15 protein-coding genes are annotated in these 15,937 nt (G+C 68.9%); 12 read left to right on the top strand and 3 right to left on the bottom strand.

The window, feature by feature from the left end; all coding sequences use genetic code 11:
• Positions 1–107 precede the first annotated feature (107 nt).
• The 9 genes from RZE77_RS30255 (at position 108) to RZE77_RS30215 (ending at position 9,059) form a co-directional block, all read left to right on the top strand.
• Positions 108–1,721: a ShlB/FhaC/HecB family hemolysin secretion/activation protein gene (locus RZE77_RS30255; RefSeq protein ID WP_405547975.1), complete on the top strand. Its 1,614-nt coding sequence runs from the start codon at positions 108–110 to the stop codon at positions 1,719–1,721.
• Between the two features lie 69 nt (positions 1,722–1,790).
• Positions 1,791–3,596 carry a DUF2341 domain-containing protein gene (locus RZE77_RS30250; RefSeq protein WP_319443379.1) on the top strand — a complete coding sequence of 602 codons (1,806 nt, stop codon included), beginning with the start codon at positions 1,791–1,793 and terminating at the stop codon, positions 3,594–3,596.
• A gap of 12 nt (positions 3,597–3,608) precedes the next feature.
• Positions 3,609–4,022, top strand: a complete 414-nt coding sequence (locus tag RZE77_RS30245; protein ID WP_124959631.1) for an ExbD/TolR family protein — start codon at positions 3,609–3,611, stop codon at positions 4,020–4,022.
• 10 nt (positions 4,023–4,032) lie between these two features.
• Positions 4,033–4,731 (top strand): energy transducer TonB, encoded by a 699-nt coding sequence (locus tag RZE77_RS30240; protein ID WP_319443378.1) that lies wholly within the window; start codon positions 4,033–4,035, stop codon positions 4,729–4,731.
• A gap of 68 nt (positions 4,732–4,799) precedes the next feature.
• Positions 4,800–6,584, top strand: coding sequence for a putative porin (locus RZE77_RS30235; protein ID WP_405547972.1), 1,785 nt, complete (start codon positions 4,800–4,802; stop codon positions 6,582–6,584).
• Between the two features lie 10 nt (positions 6,585–6,594).
• Entirely contained in the window at positions 6,595–7,296 is a 702-nt protein-coding gene (locus RZE77_RS30230) for a hypothetical protein (protein ID WP_319443377.1), read from the top strand.
• Complete coding sequence (locus RZE77_RS30225; protein ID WP_319443376.1) at positions 7,293–8,243, top strand: peptidylprolyl isomerase; 951 nt, start codon at positions 7,293–7,295, stop codon at positions 8,241–8,243. The genes RZE77_RS30230 and RZE77_RS30225 overlap by 4 nt, the downstream gene beginning before the upstream one ends.
• Before the next feature lie 25 nt (positions 8,244–8,268).
• Positions 8,269–8,811, top strand: a complete 543-nt coding sequence (locus RZE77_RS30220) for a YbjN domain-containing protein (RefSeq protein WP_319443375.1) — start codon at positions 8,269–8,271, stop codon at positions 8,809–8,811.
• Positions 8,811–9,059, top strand: coding sequence for a hypothetical protein (locus RZE77_RS30215; protein ID WP_319443374.1), 249 nt, complete (start codon positions 8,811–8,813; stop codon positions 9,057–9,059). Before RZE77_RS30220 ends, RZE77_RS30215 begins: the two co-directional genes overlap by 1 nt.
• Before the next feature lie 24 nt (positions 9,060–9,083).
• Here the strand turns inward: RZE77_RS30215 and RZE77_RS30210 are convergent, their stop codons facing one another.
• Both RZE77_RS30210 and RZE77_RS30205 read right to left on the bottom strand, forming a co-directional pair.
• Positions 9,084–9,542, bottom strand: coding sequence for a (2Fe-2S)-binding protein (locus tag RZE77_RS30210; protein WP_124961548.1), 459 nt, complete (start codon positions 9,540–9,542; stop codon positions 9,084–9,086).
• Positions 9,543–9,552: 10 nt separating this feature from the next.
• Positions 9,553–11,733, bottom strand: a complete 2,181-nt coding sequence (locus RZE77_RS30205; RefSeq protein WP_319443373.1) for a xanthine dehydrogenase family protein molybdopterin-binding subunit — start codon at positions 11,731–11,733, stop codon at positions 9,553–9,555.
• A gap of 158 nt (positions 11,734–11,891) precedes the next feature.
• On the opposite strand from RZE77_RS30205, the gene RZE77_RS30200 reads away from it, so the two are divergent.
• Entirely contained in the window at positions 11,892–12,605 is a 714-nt protein-coding gene (locus RZE77_RS30200) for a Crp/Fnr family transcriptional regulator (protein WP_319443372.1), read from the top strand.
• Between the two features lie 308 nt (positions 12,606–12,913).
• Positions 12,914–14,707, top strand: coding sequence for a tannase/feruloyl esterase family alpha/beta hydrolase (locus RZE77_RS30195; RefSeq protein ID WP_319443371.1), 1,794 nt, complete (start codon positions 12,914–12,916; stop codon positions 14,705–14,707).
• 6 nt (positions 14,708–14,713) lie between these two features.
• On the opposite strand, the gene RZE77_RS30190 is transcribed toward RZE77_RS30195, so the two are convergent.
• Entirely contained in the window at positions 14,714–15,259 is a 546-nt protein-coding gene (locus tag RZE77_RS30190; protein WP_319443370.1) for a DUF4256 domain-containing protein, read from the bottom strand.
• A 155-nt stretch (positions 15,260–15,414) separates the two neighbouring features.
• Here RZE77_RS30190 and RZE77_RS30185 point away from each other — a divergent pair, with 155 nt between their 5' ends.
• Positions 15,415–15,855 (top strand): hypothetical protein, encoded by a 441-nt coding sequence (locus RZE77_RS30185; RefSeq protein ID WP_319443369.1) that lies wholly within the window; start codon positions 15,415–15,417, stop codon positions 15,853–15,855.
• The last annotated feature ends 82 nt before the right edge of the window (positions 15,856–15,937 follow it).

Raw genomic sequence — 15,937 nt, 5'->3', positions numbered from 1 at the left:
GTCGTTGCGTACGCCACGCGTCTAGGTAACGGTACGCAGCAGCGACATGAAGGCTCTCCATCATGAGCCGCTGCAAGCGAGCTTCATCCTTGAGAACCGAGCTGTAAATGCATGACATGAAGAAGAACGGCCCACCGATGTGCTGGAGAGCGGTGTGGCTGGCAGTGATGGCATGGGGCGCCCCGGCGGCGGCCCTGGCCCAGGCGTCCCCGCCCACCGCCGAGCCGGCCCGCAAGGTCGACATCGCCGAGTACATCGTCCGGGGCAACACGGTGCTGGACGCCCGCGCCATCGAGAAGGCGGTCACGCCGTTCCTCGGGCCCGAGCGCACGCTGAAGGACGTGGAGGCCGCGCGCGATGCGCTGCTCGCGGCCTACCAGGCGGCGGGCTACCAGTCGGTGTATGTCGACCTGCCCGAGCAGCAGGTGACGCAGGGCGTGGTGTTCCTGCAGGTCAACGAGACCCGCGTGGGCCGCGTGCGCGTGGTGGGCGCCGAGTACAACTCGCCGCTCGACGTGCGCGACCAGGTGCCCGCGCTGAAGGAGGGCGGCGTGCCCGACTTCAACAAGGCGCAGACCGAGCTCGCCGCGCTCAACCGCAGCCCCAGGCGGCAGGTGATGCCGCTGGTGCGCCAGGGCGCGATGCCGGGCACCATGGACGTCGACCTCAAGGTCCAGGACTCGAGCCCGTGGCGCGCGAGCCTCGGCCTCAACAACGACTACAGCGCCGACACGCGCAAGCTGCGCGCCACCGCCTCGCTGGGCCACGACAACCTCTGGCAGCTGGGCCACAGCGCCTCCATCAGCTTCTTCGGCGCGCCGCAGGACCTCAGCCAGACCCAGGTGATCTCGGCCTCGTATGCCGCGCCGCTGCCGGGCACCCACTGGAGCCTGGAGGCCAGCGCCTTCGTGTCAGACAGCAACGTGGCCACGGTGGGCGGCACCGACGTGCTCGGCAAGGGCCACTCGATCGGCCTGAAGGCCACCTACACCGTGCCGAACGCGGGCAACTGGTGGCACGCGTTCAGCGTCGGCGTCGACTTCAAGAACAACAAGGAGGCGCTGAGCCTGAACGGCAGCGCCGACACCGTGCCGCTCAAGTACGCGCCGATCACGCTGTCGTACACGGGCTTTAGGCAATCGGACAAGAGCCAGTACGGCGTGGGCATTTCGCTGGTGGTGGGCACCAGCAGCTCGTTCAAGTACGGCAGCGACTGGGCCGCGTTCGACTACAAGCGCTACAAGGCCTCGCCGAGCTTCATGGTGCTGAAGACCGATCTCAACGGCACGCACACCTTCGACGGCGGCCAGCAGGTGGCCTTCCGCTTCAACGGCCAGATGACCGATTCGCCGCTGGTGTCGAGCGAGCAGATCGCCGGCGGCGGCATGAACTCGGTGCGCGGCTACCTCTCGGCCGAAGCCACCGGCGACTACGGCGTGGTCGGCTCGCTCGAGCTGCGCAGCCAGCCGCTGAGCTTCCTCGGCAGCACGGTCGAGAACTGGCGCGTCTATGCCTTTGCCGATGCGGCGCGGCTGCGCCTGAAGAGCCCGCTGCCCGAGCAGGACGACCGCTTCTCGCTGTATTCGGTGGGCCTGGGCACCACTTTCAAGGTGGGGCAGTACCTCGCGGGGCGCGTCGACATCGGCTATCCGCTGGTCGACGGTCCGCGCACGAAGAAGCACGACACGCGCGTGAATTTCAGCCTCACCGCGAGCTACTGATTTCCGCAGCCGCGAATTTCCATTTCCTTCATTTCTTGTCTCTCTACGAGCTTTCCGGAGAACCCTGTCATGCGACGCATCCTTTTCATCGTGCTCACGCTGCTGAGCACGCTCCTGCCGGGCCTGGCCCATGCCTGGTGGCAAGCCGAGTGGTCCTACCGCAAACCCGTCACCATCGACGGCGGTCCGCAGGCCGGGGCCATCGGCAGCGATGCCGGCCGTGTGCCGGTGCTGGTTCGCCTGCACACGGGCAACTTCAAGTTCGAGGGCGTGAGCGAGACCGGTGCCGACCTGCGCTTTGTCGCGGCCGACGACAAGACCGTGCTGAACCACCAGATCGAACAGTTCGATCCGCTGCTGGGCATGGCGCTCATCTGGGTCGACGTGCCCAACGTGTCCGCGGGAACGCCGCAGAAGCTGTGGATGTACTACGGCAATCCGAAGGCCCCCGCCTCGGGCAACGGCCAGCGCAGCTTCGACCCCGACTACACGCTGGTCTACCACTTCGCCGAAGCCGCGGTGCCGCCGCGCGACACCACCGCCTACGGCAACAACGGCCAGACCGCGGCCGTGCCGGTCGAGGGCACGGTGATCGGCAAGGGCGCCCAGCTGGGCAGCGGCCCGCTGATGCTGCCCGCGACGTCATCGCTCGCCGTGCAGGCCGGCGGTTCGCTGACCTTCTCGGCCTGGGTCCGTCCCGACCAGCTCGGCGCGCGCCAGGCGATCTATGCGCGCCGCGACGGCGCCGGCGAGTTCGTCGTCGGCATCGACCAGGGCGTGCCCTTCGTGCAGGTGAACGGCCAGCGCAGCACGCCCGGCCAGCCGATCCAGGCCGGCCAGTGGTCGCACCTGGCCGTCAAGGCCGAGGGCGACAGCCTGGCGCTGTACGTGGGCGGCCGGCCCACGGTGTCGCTGGCGGCCCGGCTGCCGGCGCTGAACACCGCGGGTGCCCTTGGCGCCGACGCGCCGGCTGGCGGGCCCGCTGCGCAAGGTGCGCAGGCTGCCGCTGCCTTCGCGCCGTTCACCGGTGCGATCGACGAAGTGCGGTTCTCGAAGGTGGCGCGCGCCGACGCGCTGCTGCTGGCCGATGCCGTGTCGCAGGGCGCCGAGTCTCGCCTCACCGTGTTCGGTGCCGACGAGCAGCAGGCCGGCAAGAGCCACTTCGGCTTCATCCTGGCGGCGATGCCGCTGGATGCCTGGGTCGTCGTGGGCCTGCTGGGCCTGATGATGGTGCTGTCGTGGGCCATCATGATCGGCAAGGGCCGCAGCTATGGCGCCACCTCGCGCGCCAACGCGGCCTTCATCGAGCACTTCCGCGAAGCCGCCGGTGCCCCGCTCGACCGCCTGGCCGTGAGCAACACGGTGCCGCAGGAGGTGCGTGCCGATTCGTCGCTGTGGCGCCTGTACGAAGTGGCCATCGACGAGATGCGCCGCCGCCATGACCGCGGCTACGACCTGAGCGCCGTGTCGAGCGCGACCATCGGCGCCATCCGCGCCGCCATGGACGGCGTGATGGTGCGCGAGACCGAGCGCATGTCCAAGCGCATGAACTGGCTCTCGACCACCATCGAGGGCGCGCCCTACGTCGGCCTCTTCGGCACCGTGATCGGCATCATGCTGGTGTTCGTGGTGGCGGCGATGGCCGGCGCGGTGGACATCAACTCGGTGGCCCCCGGCATGGCGGCCGCGCTGCTGTGTACCGCGGCCGGCCTGGGCGTCGCGATTCCCGCGCTGTTCGGCTACAACTGGCTCGCTTCGCGCTCGGACGCCATCGGCGCCGACATGGCCGTGTTCGTCGACGAGTTCGTCACGCGCCTGGCCGAAGAGCAGGGCGAGGGCCGCTCGCTGCCGGTGGCTGTTGCCAAGCGCGCCTGAGGCCGCAACGCCATGGCAAACAGTGCAGCCAAGTTCGCCGTGCGCAAGCGCACGGGCGGCATCAACATCACGCCCTTCGTCGACGTGCTGCTGGTGGTGCTGGTGATCTTCATCCTCACCAGCAACGCGAGCATCCCGGGCATCAAGGTCGACCTGCCGAAGGCCAGCGCCTCCGTGGCGCTGGAGAAGCCCAAGACCAAGGCCATCACCATCGACAACGCGGGCAACGTGTTCCTCGACGCCTATCCGGTGACGCTGCCGGAGCTCGAAGAGCGCCTGCGCACCGAGAAGGCACTGTCGCCGGACTTTCCGGTGATCGTGCGCGGCGATGCCAGCGTGCAGTACGCCAAGGTGATCGACGTGCTCGACCTGCTGCGCCGCATCGAGCTGAACCAGATCGGCCTCGTGACCGGCAAGCAGAAGTGAGAGGCGGAGCGTGAAACCTCGCGATCCGACTTCCGGACTCTGGCGCCGCTGGGGCGGGGTGGTCATCGGCCTGGCGATCTTCGCTGCGCTGGTGGCCCTGGTCTGGCATCTGCTGTCCGACACCGCGAGCACCAAGCGCGTGGTGGCCGATGCGCCGATGCTGATGCTGCCGCCCCCGCCGCCACCGCCACCGGAGCCCGAGAAGCTGCCCGAGCCCGAGCCGGAAAAGATCAAGCCCGAAGTGGTCGAGCGCGAGCCCAAGCCGGTCGAGCCGCTGGAGCCGCCCAAGGACGATGCGCCGCCCAGCCCCTCGAAGGACCTGGGCGACCCGGTGACCATGGACAGCGCCGCGCAGGCGGGCAACGACGCCTTCGGCATCCAGGCCGGCAGCGGCGGCGGCATGAGCGGCACCGGTGCCGACGGCGGCCTGGGCAGCGGCTCGTATGCGCGCTACGTCTCGAGCCTCCTGCAGCAGGCCCTGGCGCGCGACCCGCGCACGCGCCAGCTGGTGTTCGACGACATCCAGATCGACCTGTGGCTCGGGGCCGACGGCAAGACCACGCGGGTCCAGCTGGTGCGCGGCACCGGCACCAGCGATATCGACGACACCGTGCTCGCGCTGATCCGCAACCTCGACCGCGTCGACGAGAAGCCGCCGGCTTCGCTGCGCTTTCCGATGCGCGTGTCCATGAAGGGGCGCCGGCCATGACCGAAGCGGCCACCACTTCGGCCCCTGCCGACGCCCCGCCAGTCCCATTCAATCCTGTGAACGAAGCGATGAACCATCTCAACAACATCCAGAGCCGGGGCGCGATGCCGACCCTGCGCAAATGCGCGCTCGCGGCGGCCGTGGCCTCCGTGTTCGTCTTCGCGGCCGCGAGCGCCCAGGCGCAGGCCGCCGCGCCCGCCGAAACCGCCATGGTCAAGCTGATCCGCGGCCTGATCCAGAGCGGCACGCTCGCCAAGGACGTGGGCGAGGCGCTGCTGGCCCAGGCCCAGACCGAAGCCATGGCCGCGCAGCAGGCGCAGCGCATGGCGGCCTCCGCCACGGCCGCATCGGCAAGCACCGCCGGCGGCGTGCGGCTCGAAGCGGGCGACGTGCGCGTGCCCTACATCTCGCAGACCGTGCGCGACCAGATCCGCGACGAGGTCAAGGCGCAGGTGATGGCCCAGGCCAAGGACGAGGGCTGGGCCGCCCCCAACGAAACCCCGGAGTGGAGCAAGCGCATCCGCGTGGAGGGCGATGTGCGCGTGCGCAACGAATCGCGCAGCTACGCCGGCAACAACAGCAACATCGAGATCAACTGGCCCGAGCTCAACAGGGGCAGCGGCTACGACGTCAATCCGAACACCAACCTCGCGCTGCCCTCGATCCTCAACACCCGGCAGGACCGCCGCAACCTCTTTCGCGCCCGCGCGCGGCTCGGCGTGTACGCCGACCTTTCGGAGAACACCAAGGCCGGCGTGCGCCTGGCCTCGGGCAGCGACGAGAGCCCGGTCTCGACCACCCAGACGCTGGGCGGCGGCCTCGGCAAGAAGAGCGTGTGGCTCGACCAGATGTGGATCTCGCACAAGCCGGTGGATTGGCTGACCGTGACGGCCGGCCGCTTCGGCAACCCGTTCATGTCGACCGACCTGGTGTACTCCAGCGACCTGAACTTCGACGGCATTGCCGCGCAGTTCGAGAAGAAGCTCGCGTCCAACAAGGACCTCTCGCTCTTCGGCACGCTCGGGCTGATCCCGCTCGAATACTCGTCCGACAATTCGCCGAGCCGCAGCCAGGACAAGGCGAAGAGCGAGAACAAGTGGCTGTTCGGCGCGCAGTTCGGCGCCGACTGGAAGATCGACGAGGACAACCGCGTGCGCGGCGCGCTGGCGTACTACAACTTCCGCAACATCAGCGGCCAGGTGTCGCAGCCCTGCGCGCTCTACGCCGGTGCCGACGGCTGCAGCACCGACTGGTCGCGCCCGGCCTTCATGCAGAAGGGCAACACGCTCATGCTGCTGCGCGACATCTCGCTCGATCCGCTCAATCCGGCGGGCACGCCGCAGCCGCAGTACGTGGGCCTGGCGTCGAAGTTCCGCCTGATCGACCTGAACCTGCGCTGGGACACCGCGGTGGCGGGCAACAACCTGCGCCTGGACGCCAACTTCGTGCGCAACACCGCCTACGACGCGAACGACATCTGGAACCGCGCGGGCATCCGCGGCGCCATCGTCAACAACTTCGGCGCCACCGGCGGCACGGCGAAGAGCGACTTCAGGAGCGGCGGCAACGCCTACATGCTGCAGGCCACCTACGGCAAGCCGGCACCGGCTGCGCGCGGCGACTGGAACGTGCTCGCGGGCTACAAGCGCATCGAGCCCGATGCGATGCCCGACGGCTACAACGACTCGACCTTCCACGGCGGCGGCACCAACGCGCGCGGCTACTTCCTCGGCGGCTCGTATGCGATCGACAAGAACATGTGGTTCACCGGCCGCTGGATCTCGACCAAGGAAGTCTATGGACCGCCGCTGTCGATCGACACCCTGCAGCTCGAATTCAATGCGCGTTTCTAAGGAGGCCGCCGTGTCCAGAAAAATTCTCCCGGCGCTGGTGCTGGCCATGCTCGCCGGCATGGCGCAGGCCCAGCAGCCGCAGGGCCAGAGCATGGAGGAGCGGCTTCGCGCGCAGCTGCGCGTGACGACCTCGCAACTGCAGCAGGCGCAGAACGAGCTGGCCGCGCTGAAGGCCGGGCAGCCGGCGGCGGCGGGCGCCGCACCGGCGAAGCCCGAGCTCGATGCGCTCAGGAAGGAGCTGGCCCAGAGCCAGGCCCAGCTGGCAGCCGAGCGCCATGCGCGCAGCCAGGCGAGCGCCGGCACCGAGCAGCTGCGCCAGCAGGCGCAGGCCACGACCGACAAGGCCAGCGCGCAGATCGCGCAGTACCGCGGCGCCTACGACGAGTTGCTGAAGATGGCGCGCGCCGCCGAGGCCGAGCGCCAGCGGCTCACGACCGAAGCCGCCACGCAGCGCACCGCGCTCGCCCAGTGCGAAGCCAAGAACGCACAGCTTTATGCCGTGGGCCAGGAGATCCTGCGGGCCTACGAGACGGTCGACCTGGGCAGCGTGCTCGCATCGCGCCAGCCCTTCGCCGCGCAGAGCCGCGTCAAGTTCGAGCAGATCGCGCAGCAGTACGGCGACAAACTGTACGAAGGCAAGTTCGATGTGCGCGCGGTGAACGCGCCGACGGCTGGCGCCTCGGCGGTGCCGGCAACGCAGGAGAAGCAATGAAACGCAGGAAATCCTCATCCTCTTCATCGACCGCGCTGATGCAGCGGCTGCGCGCCGCGGCCGGCGTGCTGCTGGTCTCGTCGGTGGGCGTGGCCGCCGCCCAGGCGCTGGCACAGGGCAATGCCGTGGTCGCGCGCATGGGCGAAGTCACGGTCGGCCAGGACGAAGTCGAGAAACTGCTGCTGGCGCTGCCCGAAGCCGAGCGCGCCGTCGTCAAGGCCGATCGCGCAAGTCTCGATGGCTGGCTGCGCCAGCGGTTGCTGAGCGAGGCGCTGCTGCGCGACGCCCGCGCCAAGGGCTGGGCCGACCGGCCCGAGGTGAAGGCGAAGGTCGATGCCGCCATGCGGGAGATCGCTGCGCGCATCGTGACCACCAGTTATCTCGAATCGGTGAGCCAGGTGCCGGAAGCTTTTCCTTCCGAAACGGAAATGCAGGCGGCGTACGAGCAGGGCAAGGCCAATTTCAACCTGCCGGCCGCCTATCGCGTGGCGCAGATCTACCTGGCCGCGCCCGAGCGCGATGCGGCCGCCGCCGCCAAGGTGCGCGACGAGGCGGGCAAGCTCGCGCGCCAGGCCCGCGCGGGCGACTTCGCCGCCGTGGCGCGCGCGAGCTCGCAGGACAAGCGCAGCGCCGAGCGCGGCGGCGAGGTCGACACCCTGCCGCTGGCGCGCATCCTCCCCGAACTGCGCGACACGGTGGCCAGGCTCAAGGTCGGCGAAGTCAGCGAACCGGTGCAGGCGCAGGCCGGCTTCCATGTGGTGAAGCTGCTCGGCATCCAGCCCGCGCGCACCGCCACGCTGGACGAGATGAAGCCGCAACTGCGGGCCGCCTTGCGCCAACAGCGGCAGCAGCAGCTGGTGCAGGCCTACCTGGCGCAACTCGCTCCGGCCACCCAACTGAGCATCGACGCCGCGGCGCTCGATGCCGCGCTCAAGAAAACGAATTGAACAACCCAGGCCAACGGTCACACACATGAACAACACACAGACGAACACCGAACTCCGCAGCAACGATGCCGCGGCCGCGCAGAACCTCGACCTGCTGGACGCAGTGACGCCCGAGCAGGTGTCGGACGCCATCAAGGCCGCCGGCGCCGCCGTCACCACCGTCGAGCAGGACGGCGTGGTGCGCCTTCACAGCGCGAGCCACGGCATCGGCTTCCAGGTGCTGTGGGGCAACCCCGTCACCACCACGCAGTACACCGACTTCACCCTGAGCTGCCCGCTGCATGTGCAGGGCGGCACGCTGCCCGAGGCCGTGCTGGCTTCGTGGCACCGCACCAAGCGCTTCGCGCGCGTGGCGCAGCACGGCGACTTCGTGGTGCTGGAGATGGACGTGGTGGTTGCCGGCGGCGTGGCTCCGGCGTATCTCGCATTCGCCATGCGGCTCTGGATGCAGATGATGGGGGAGTTCTTCCTGCACCTGCGCAACTATGGCCCGGCCGCCGAGACCCGCGGCGATGCCGCCAACGCCGAAGCCGGCGCGGCCGTCCAGGGTGTGGCCGCCGCTGCGTGATGCGCACGAGCGCCGCACCCCGCCCGTCGGCGGCGGACCACCTGCACGATTCGCCGGCGGCCCGGGCGATCCAGGCCACCTTGCGCCAGGCGCTGCGTGCGCGCCGCGCCGAGGCCGTCCGCCTGCGCCAGCGTGCGGCGCTGCTGGAACTGCTGGTGCAGACGATGGCCGAACTGCACATCTCGATGGCGGAACTCAACGCGGCGCGCCGGGCGACCCTGCCCGCCTGGAAGCATCCGGAAGCCTGAGCCGGCTCCGCGGCCGCCGGCCTGCTAACCCATCATCGCCGCAGCGGCCTTGATCGCCTCGCGGACGCGGCCGTAGGTGCCGCAGCGGCACACGTTCTCGATGGCGTCGATGTCCGCGTCGGTGGGGTTGCGGGTGCGCCGCAGCAGGTCGACCGCCGCCATGATCTGGCCCGGTTGGCAGAAGCCGCATTGCGGCACGTCGAGGTTCATCCAGGCCTGCTGCACCGGATGCAGCGTGTTGCCGTTGGCCAGGCCCTCGATGGTCGTCACCTGCCGGCCACGCACGTCGATCACCCGCGTCGAGCAGGCGGTGACCGCCTTGCCGTCCACGTGGCAGGTGCAGGCCTTGCACACGTTGATGCCGCAGCCGTACTTCGGGCCGGTGATGCCGAGCTTGTCGCGCAGCACCCAGAGCAGGGCCATGTCGTCGGGCGCCTCGACGTCGACGTGGCCGCCGTTCACCTTGAAAGATTGCACGGGCATGGCGGGCTCCTCAAGCGGGTACCGGCACGACGACCGGCGTGGGCAGCTTGCCCGGGGGGATGGGGGTGAAATCGACGGGGAAGTTCAGCGGAAAACTTCGCGGCTTCTTGCCGGTGGCACGCGCATAGGCGTTGGCGATCGCGCCCGAGCTGGCCGACAGGCCCACCTCGCCCAGGCCGCCGATCGCTTCGCCGCTCGTGGGGGGCATGATGATGACCTTCACGTCCTTCGGGTAGTTCTTCATGCGCGCGAAGTGGTACTGCGAGTAGCTGCCTTCCAGCGGCAGGCCGTTCTGGATGTGCAGGCCGGCCGTCAGCACGATGGAGATCGACTCGCACAGGCCGCCCTGCATCTGCGCCTCGATGCCCGAGGGGTTGATGGGGGTGCCGACGTCGATCGCGATGGTGGCGCGGGTCACCTTGATGTCGGCCGGCACGCGTGCGTCGATCTCGACGATGCAGGCGGTGAAGGACTTCGACTCCTGGTGCACGCCCACGCCCTGCGCAAACCCCGGCGGCATGGCCTTGCCCCATTGCGCCGCCTCGGCCACGGCCTTCAGCACCGCGCGTGCGCGCGGCAGCCGCAGGTATTCGAGGCGGAAGGCGACCGGGTCCTTGCGCAGCGCCCTTGCCATCTCGTCGACCAGGATCTCCTCCACCAGGCGCGAGGGCTGGATATGCACCGAGCGGTAGGAGCAGGTGTTGATGTCCATCGCAACCGGCGTCAGCAGCTTGGTGGTGACGCCGAAGTTGTACGGCGAAGTGACCATGGTCTTGAACATGACCTGCTCGATGGCGAAGTTGCCCACCGTCTGCGGAAAGCCGTTGGGCAGCGCGATGGCCGCGGCGCCCAGCATCTCGCCGAAGCCGTGGCGCGTATCGAGCCGCACGCCGGCAATGCGCTGCTCGAACGAGATGACCTGCCCCAGCAGCATCGTGGCGCGCGCCCGATGGAACATGGGCGGGCGCACGCGGCCGTGGCGCATGTCGTCGGTGCGGTGGTACATCAGGCGGCAGGGCCGGCCCAGCGCCTTGGAGATCTGCACTGCTTGCAGCGTCGCGTCCCAGAACAGCCGGCGCCCGAACGAGCCGCCGGAGGGCACGGCATGCACCTTGACCTTGTCCAGCGGCAGGCCCAGGTCGGCGGCCACTGCTTGCTGCGTGACGATCGGGCTCTGCAGGCCGGACCAGATCTCGGCGCGGTCGGCGCGCACGTCGGCAATGGCGCATTCCGTTTCCATCGGGCAGTGCGAGACCGCCGCGAACTCGAACTCCCCCTCGACCGTCAACGCGCCCAGCGGCGGCAGCAGGAAGGGCAGCAGCGCGGATTTGAGCTTCTGCTGGATGCTGGCGTTGGACTCGCCGGCGACCGCGCCCGCGGTCCAGGTGACGTCGAGCGCATTCACCGCGGCCCAGGCCTGCCCGAAGGTCTCGGCCATCACCGCCACGCCGGGCGGCGTGGGCACGATGCCGTTGGTGGCGGGAATCGGCGCGATGCCCAGTACGCCGGGCATGCCCATCACCGCGGTCGTGTTGTTGATGCGCACGAATTGGCCGTTGATGGTGGGCGGCCGGCACACCATGGTCGGCTTCGCGTCGGGCACGGCCTGGTCGAGCGTGAACTTCTTGCGTCCGGTCACGATGTCCAGCGCGTCGAGCCGCGTCACGCGCTGGCCGACCACCGCGTTGGCGGAGCCCGTGGCCAGTCCGCCGATCAGCGGCATGCCCGCATGCAGCGAACGCACGCTCGAGGAGCCTCCGGTGAGCTGGTTGTACATCAGCTCCGGACTGGCGTCGGCGGAGCCGACCTCGATCGCGTTCAGCGGCAGGCCCAGCTTGTCGGCCAGCATCATCGCGGCGGCGGTGGCGATGCCCTGGCCCGATTCGAAGCGCGGCAGCTCCATCCGGACGCGGCCGTTCGCAAGTTTGCTCACCTTGACCAGCGGCATGGTCGGCAGCGCCGTCACCGTCACCGCATCGCCGATGTCGATCAGGTCGGTCGTGTCGGGCGGGGTCATCGGCAGTATCGCGGCCTGCGCCGACGAAGGAGCCGCCAGGCCGCCGAGTCCCGCGGCGGCCGAGATCAGCGGCGCAGAGGCCGCGTATCCCAGCAGGTCGCGCCGGCGCATGCCGGGCGGTTCGTCATGAGAGGGCGCAGGCGTGGGGGCCGCGCCGGATTCCGGATGTTCCATCCTTGTCTCCTGTCTTATGGTTGTGGCGAACGGGGGCCAATATGGCATGATCGCCGCGCCAAAAATGTCTTTTTGAAGACATTCCTTACGCGCCCAAAAGCCTCCCCACGCAGGGCCGGCGCGAGTGAAGAGCGGGCCAGCGAGCGAGGAAAAAACGAATGCCGTCGAAGGCCATGGAGACCATGCTCCGCGAGAGCTTGTGGGCGCAGACCCTGGCGGCCGAGGAGCTCGACCGCGTGGTGCGCGAGTCGTACGAGCGCGAGGTGCCGGCCGGCGGTTTCGTGATGCGCCGCGGCGAGCCCGCGGACCTCTGGCTCGGCGTCATCGAGGGCTTGGTGAAGATGTCGCTCTCGCTGGCCGATGGCCGCATCTCCACTTTCACCGGCGTGACCTCCGGCGGCTGGGCCGGCGAAGGCTCGCTGCTGAAGCCCGGCCCGTGGCGCTACGACGGCGTGGCCATGCGTCCGACGCGCGTGGCCTGCGTGCCGCGCCATACCTTCGAACGCCTGGTGTCGACGAACCTCGACTTCGACCGGTTCCTGCTGTCGCACATCAATGCGCGCCTGAGCCTGTTCATCGGACTCATGGAGTTCGACCGCCTGCTGGGCCCCGACGCGCGCATTGCACGCTGCCTGGCCAGCCTGTTCGACCCGATCCTCTATCCGCAGGCGAGCAGCTTCATACGCCTGACCCAGGACGAGATCGGCCTGTTGTCCGCGGTCTCGCGCCAGCGCGCCAACCGGGCACTGCATGCGCTCGAGCGCGCAGGCCTGCTGCGGGTGGAGCACGGCGGCGTCGAGGTGATCGACCTTGAAGGCCTGCGCAACTACCTTGGTGAGGAAGGCGCTGTGTCGCCGGCGCCTCGCGGCTGAGAGTGCCGGTGCCGTTTGGGAGCGAACGCTTCAGCTTCATATCGTGCGGAAGGTCAGCGTAACTGCATGTCTTTGCATGTAAGTTAATGTCATTGCAAATCTCCTGCGAATACCGACCAAGAGAGTTAACTCTCCCTGAGGTCCATAGAACTTGGGTCGTCACCCGAGGCAAAAGGCAAAAGCATGCAGCGCGATGCGAATCCCTCGGTATCCGGGTTTGTCCTCGTTTTTTGGTTATGAATCAAAACTACATTGGTTATCTTCAATAACCTTTGTGGCCGACGGCGCCGCCGGCCGAGGAGACAAGCATGGATCACATCGTGTCATCGTCCTGGCGGCCGGCATGGGCCGCGGTGGGTGCGGCCGCATTGCTCGCGGCCTGCGGCGGAGGCGGTGGCGGTGGCGGCGGCTTTGCGTTCCTGCCGGTCGTTCCGGCCGCGCCGGACGCACCGGCGCCTGCGCCACCCGCTCCGCCGCCCGCGGCGTCCCCGGAGGCTCGACCGGGCACGCTGCAGTCGTGCAGCGACCTCGCGAGCAAGGCCGCCTTCAACGGCACGGCCTACACCAGCATCACGTCCGTGGCGGCCGGCACCCTCACGGTGGCGGGCGCGAGCACGCCCACGCCGGCGCACTGCCTGGTGCAGGGAAAGATGAACGAGCGCACCAGCGGCGTCGACGGCCGCACCTATGCGATCGGCTTCGAGATGCGCCTGCCGGTCGACTGGAACGGGCGCTTCTTCTACCAGGCCAACGGCGGGCTGGACGGGAGCGTGGCGCCGGCCACGGGCGGCGTCGGGGGAGGGTCGCCCACGACCACGGCGCTGCACATGGGCTTTGCCGTGATCAGTTCCGATGCGGGCCACTCCGGCGCGCAGAACCCGGTCTTCGGCATCGATCCGCAGGCGCGCCTGGACTACGGCTACAACGCCGTCGCGCAGCTCACGCCCATGGCCAAGAACCTGATCGCCAAGGCCTATGGCCGCGCGGCCGACCGCTCCTACTTCGGCGGCTGCTCCAATGGCGGCCGCCATGCGATGGTTGCGGCCGCGCGCTCCGCCAACGAGTACGACGGCATCCTGGCGGGCAATCCCGGTTTCAACCTGCCGAAGGCCGCGGTCGCGCAGCTCTACGGCGTTCAGCAATATGCCCAGGTGACGACCGCCAACACGCCGGCCGGCAAGCCGGACCTGCAGACGGCCTTCACGCAGGCGGAGATGGACACGGTCGCCGCTGCCGTGCGGTCGAAGTGCGATGCACTCGACGGCGCAACCGATGGCATCGTCGCGGATGTGCAGGCGTGCAAGGCGGCCTTCAAGCTGGCCACCGACGTTCCCACCTGCAGTGGCGCGCGCGACGGCAGCTGCCTCACGGCCGCGCAGAAGACCGTGCTCGACAACGTCTTCAGCGGTGCGCGCAACACGGCGGGCGCCGCGCTCTACAGCAGTTTCCCGTACGACGCGGGCATCAACGGCGCCGATTGGCGGCAATGGGAGTTCGCCAATTCGCAGAACCTGGACACGGCCGCGGTCGGGTTCGTGTTCAGTTCGCCGCCGCTGGGCACGAGCCGCCCGCCGGGCATCGACTTTGCGCTGGGCTTCAGCATGGACGCCGATGCGCCGGGCATCTTCGCGACCACCGCGCTCTACACGGAATCGGCCATGTCCTTCATGACGCCGCCGAACCCGGGCAACCTCGCGGCGCTGCGCGACCGCGGCAGCAAGCTCATGGTCTACCACGGCACCAGCGACGCGGTGTTCTCGTCGGACGACACGACGCGCTGGTACGACGAACTGCGCGCGGCCAATGGCGGCGATGCCTCCGGCTTTGCGCGCTTCTTCCCGGTGCCCGGCATGAACCATTGCGGACGAGGCCCGGCCACGGACCAGTTCGACATGCTCACGCCGCTGGTGGCCTGGGTGGAGAAAGGCAAGGCGCCGGATGCCGTGGTCGCCACCGCGCGCGGGGCGGGTGCCAACGTGGTCAACGCGGAGCTGCCCGCCGGCTGGTCGGCCGCCCGCACGCGGCCCCTGTGCCCGTATCCGAAGGTGGCGAGCTATTTGGGCGGCGATCTCGAATCGGCTGCCAGCTTCGCCTGCAAGTAGGCGGGCTTACACGCGAAGCAATCCGCGGAAGCCCCTGGCCGCGTAGTACGACTGCGCGCCGTTGTGATAGACGAACACCCGGCCATAGCGCCGATCGCCGAAGAGGGCGCCGCCGAGCGCCCGGAGGTCGGCGGGTGTCGCGATCCAGCTCGAGGTCTTGAGGTCGAATTCGCCGAGCGTCTGCAGTTCCCGGTACTGTTCCTCGGTGAGAAGCTCGATGCCCATTGCGGCGGCCATCTCGACCGCGCTGCTCTCGGGCTTGTGTTCCTTGCGGGCGTCGAGCGCTTCGCGGTCGTAGCAGAGGCTGCGGCGGCCGCCGGGGGTCTCCGCGGAGCAATCGCAGAAGCTGAGGCGGCCGGTCTTCTTGTCCTGGCCGATGAGGTCGGGTTCCCCGCCCGTGGCCTCCATCTCGCGCAGCGACTTCAGCGCGGCGGGATGGGCCTCGAGCCTGGTTTGCACGTCGGCCCAGGCGATGGCCTTGTGCCGGTGCATGTTCTTCTCGAAGCGGGTCTTCAGTGCCTGGAGCAGCGCTTCCCGTTCTTGCGCCTTCATGGTTCTTGATCGAGTGCGTTGGGGTTGGTTGCAGGTCTGCCTTGCGCGTGACAGTTTGCCAGATGACATGCGCGGCGCGCAGGATTAAGCTTCTGGCCCGGCGCAGGAAATGGCTCGCCGATGGAGGTCTCATCATGACCAGTCCAGCCCGTTCGTTGCTCCGCACTCCGGCACCGGGGAAGGAGATCGACCTTCCGGCCAGGATGGTGGGCGAGGGGTTCCAGATTACCGCCCGTACGCAGAAGACCTACGTCGCCACCGGCGCGCCCGTGGTCTTCTTCGACGTCCTGTCCGACGACGGCGAGCGCATCGGCATCGCCAACGCGATCCTCGAGCCGCGTGCCGAGGCCGTGGCGGGCATCGGGCATGTCTGCGTGACGCTGAACGAGGCGCATGCCTCCGCGGAGCTGCTGACACAGGTCGCCGATGTCCTGGTCGACTACGCGTTGGATTCGGGCCTGCGCGAAGTCATGATCGTGGTGCCGCAATCGCATGCCGATTCGGTCGAGGCGTGCTGCAGGCTCGACCCGGTCTCGTCCGGTGCGACGCACCTCGGACACGGCGTCGAGGGGCAGGTCTACATGTATCGCCGGTAGGGGAAGCGCCTGCGGGATTTCACCAAGGCGCTGCGGCGGCCGGCGCGGCGCATACTTGCCGCAGCGCCGCTCGCCGGCCCCT

The organism is Variovorax sp. SPNA7 (assembly GCF_033807855.1).
GTDB lineage: Bacteria > Pseudomonadota > Gammaproteobacteria > Burkholderiales > Burkholderiaceae_C > Variovorax > Variovorax beijingensis.
This window is presented reverse-complemented; position numbering and strand designations above follow the sequence as displayed.

Coding starts and splice junctions, on each gene's coding strand:
- RZE77_RS30255 (WP_405547975.1), top strand. CDS start 108: ATGCATGACATGAAGAAGAACGGCCCACCGATGTGCTGGAGAGCGGTG.
- RZE77_RS30250 (WP_319443379.1), top strand. CDS start 1,791: ATGCGACGCATCCTTTTCATCGTGCTCACGCTGCTGAGCACGCTCCTG.
- RZE77_RS30245 (WP_124959631.1), top strand. CDS start 3,609: ATGGCAAACAGTGCAGCCAAGTTCGCCGTGCGCAAGCGCACGGGCGGC.
- RZE77_RS30235 (WP_405547972.1), top strand. CDS start 4,800: ATGAACCATCTCAACAACATCCAGAGCCGGGGCGCGATGCCGACCCTG.
- RZE77_RS30225 (WP_319443376.1), top strand. CDS start 7,293: ATGAAACGCAGGAAATCCTCATCCTCTTCATCGACCGCGCTGATGCAG.
- RZE77_RS30220 (WP_319443375.1), top strand. CDS start 8,269: ATGAACAACACACAGACGAACACCGAACTCCGCAGCAACGATGCCGCG.
- RZE77_RS30215 (WP_319443374.1), top strand. CDS start 8,811: ATGCGCACGAGCGCCGCACCCCGCCCGTCGGCGGCGGACCACCTGCAC.
- RZE77_RS30210 (WP_124961548.1), bottom strand. CDS start 9,542: ATGCCCGTGCAATCTTTCAAGGTGAACGGCGGCCACGTCGACGTCGAG.
- RZE77_RS30205 (WP_319443373.1), bottom strand. CDS start 11,733: ATGGAACATCCGGAATCCGGCGCGGCCCCCACGCCTGCGCCCTCTCAT.
- RZE77_RS30200 (WP_319443372.1), top strand. CDS start 11,892: ATGCCGTCGAAGGCCATGGAGACCATGCTCCGCGAGAGCTTGTGGGCG.
- RZE77_RS30195 (WP_319443371.1), top strand. CDS start 12,914: ATGGATCACATCGTGTCATCGTCCTGGCGGCCGGCATGGGCCGCGGTG.
- RZE77_RS30190 (WP_319443370.1), bottom strand. CDS start 15,259: ATGAAGGCGCAAGAACGGGAAGCGCTGCTCCAGGCACTGAAGACCCGC.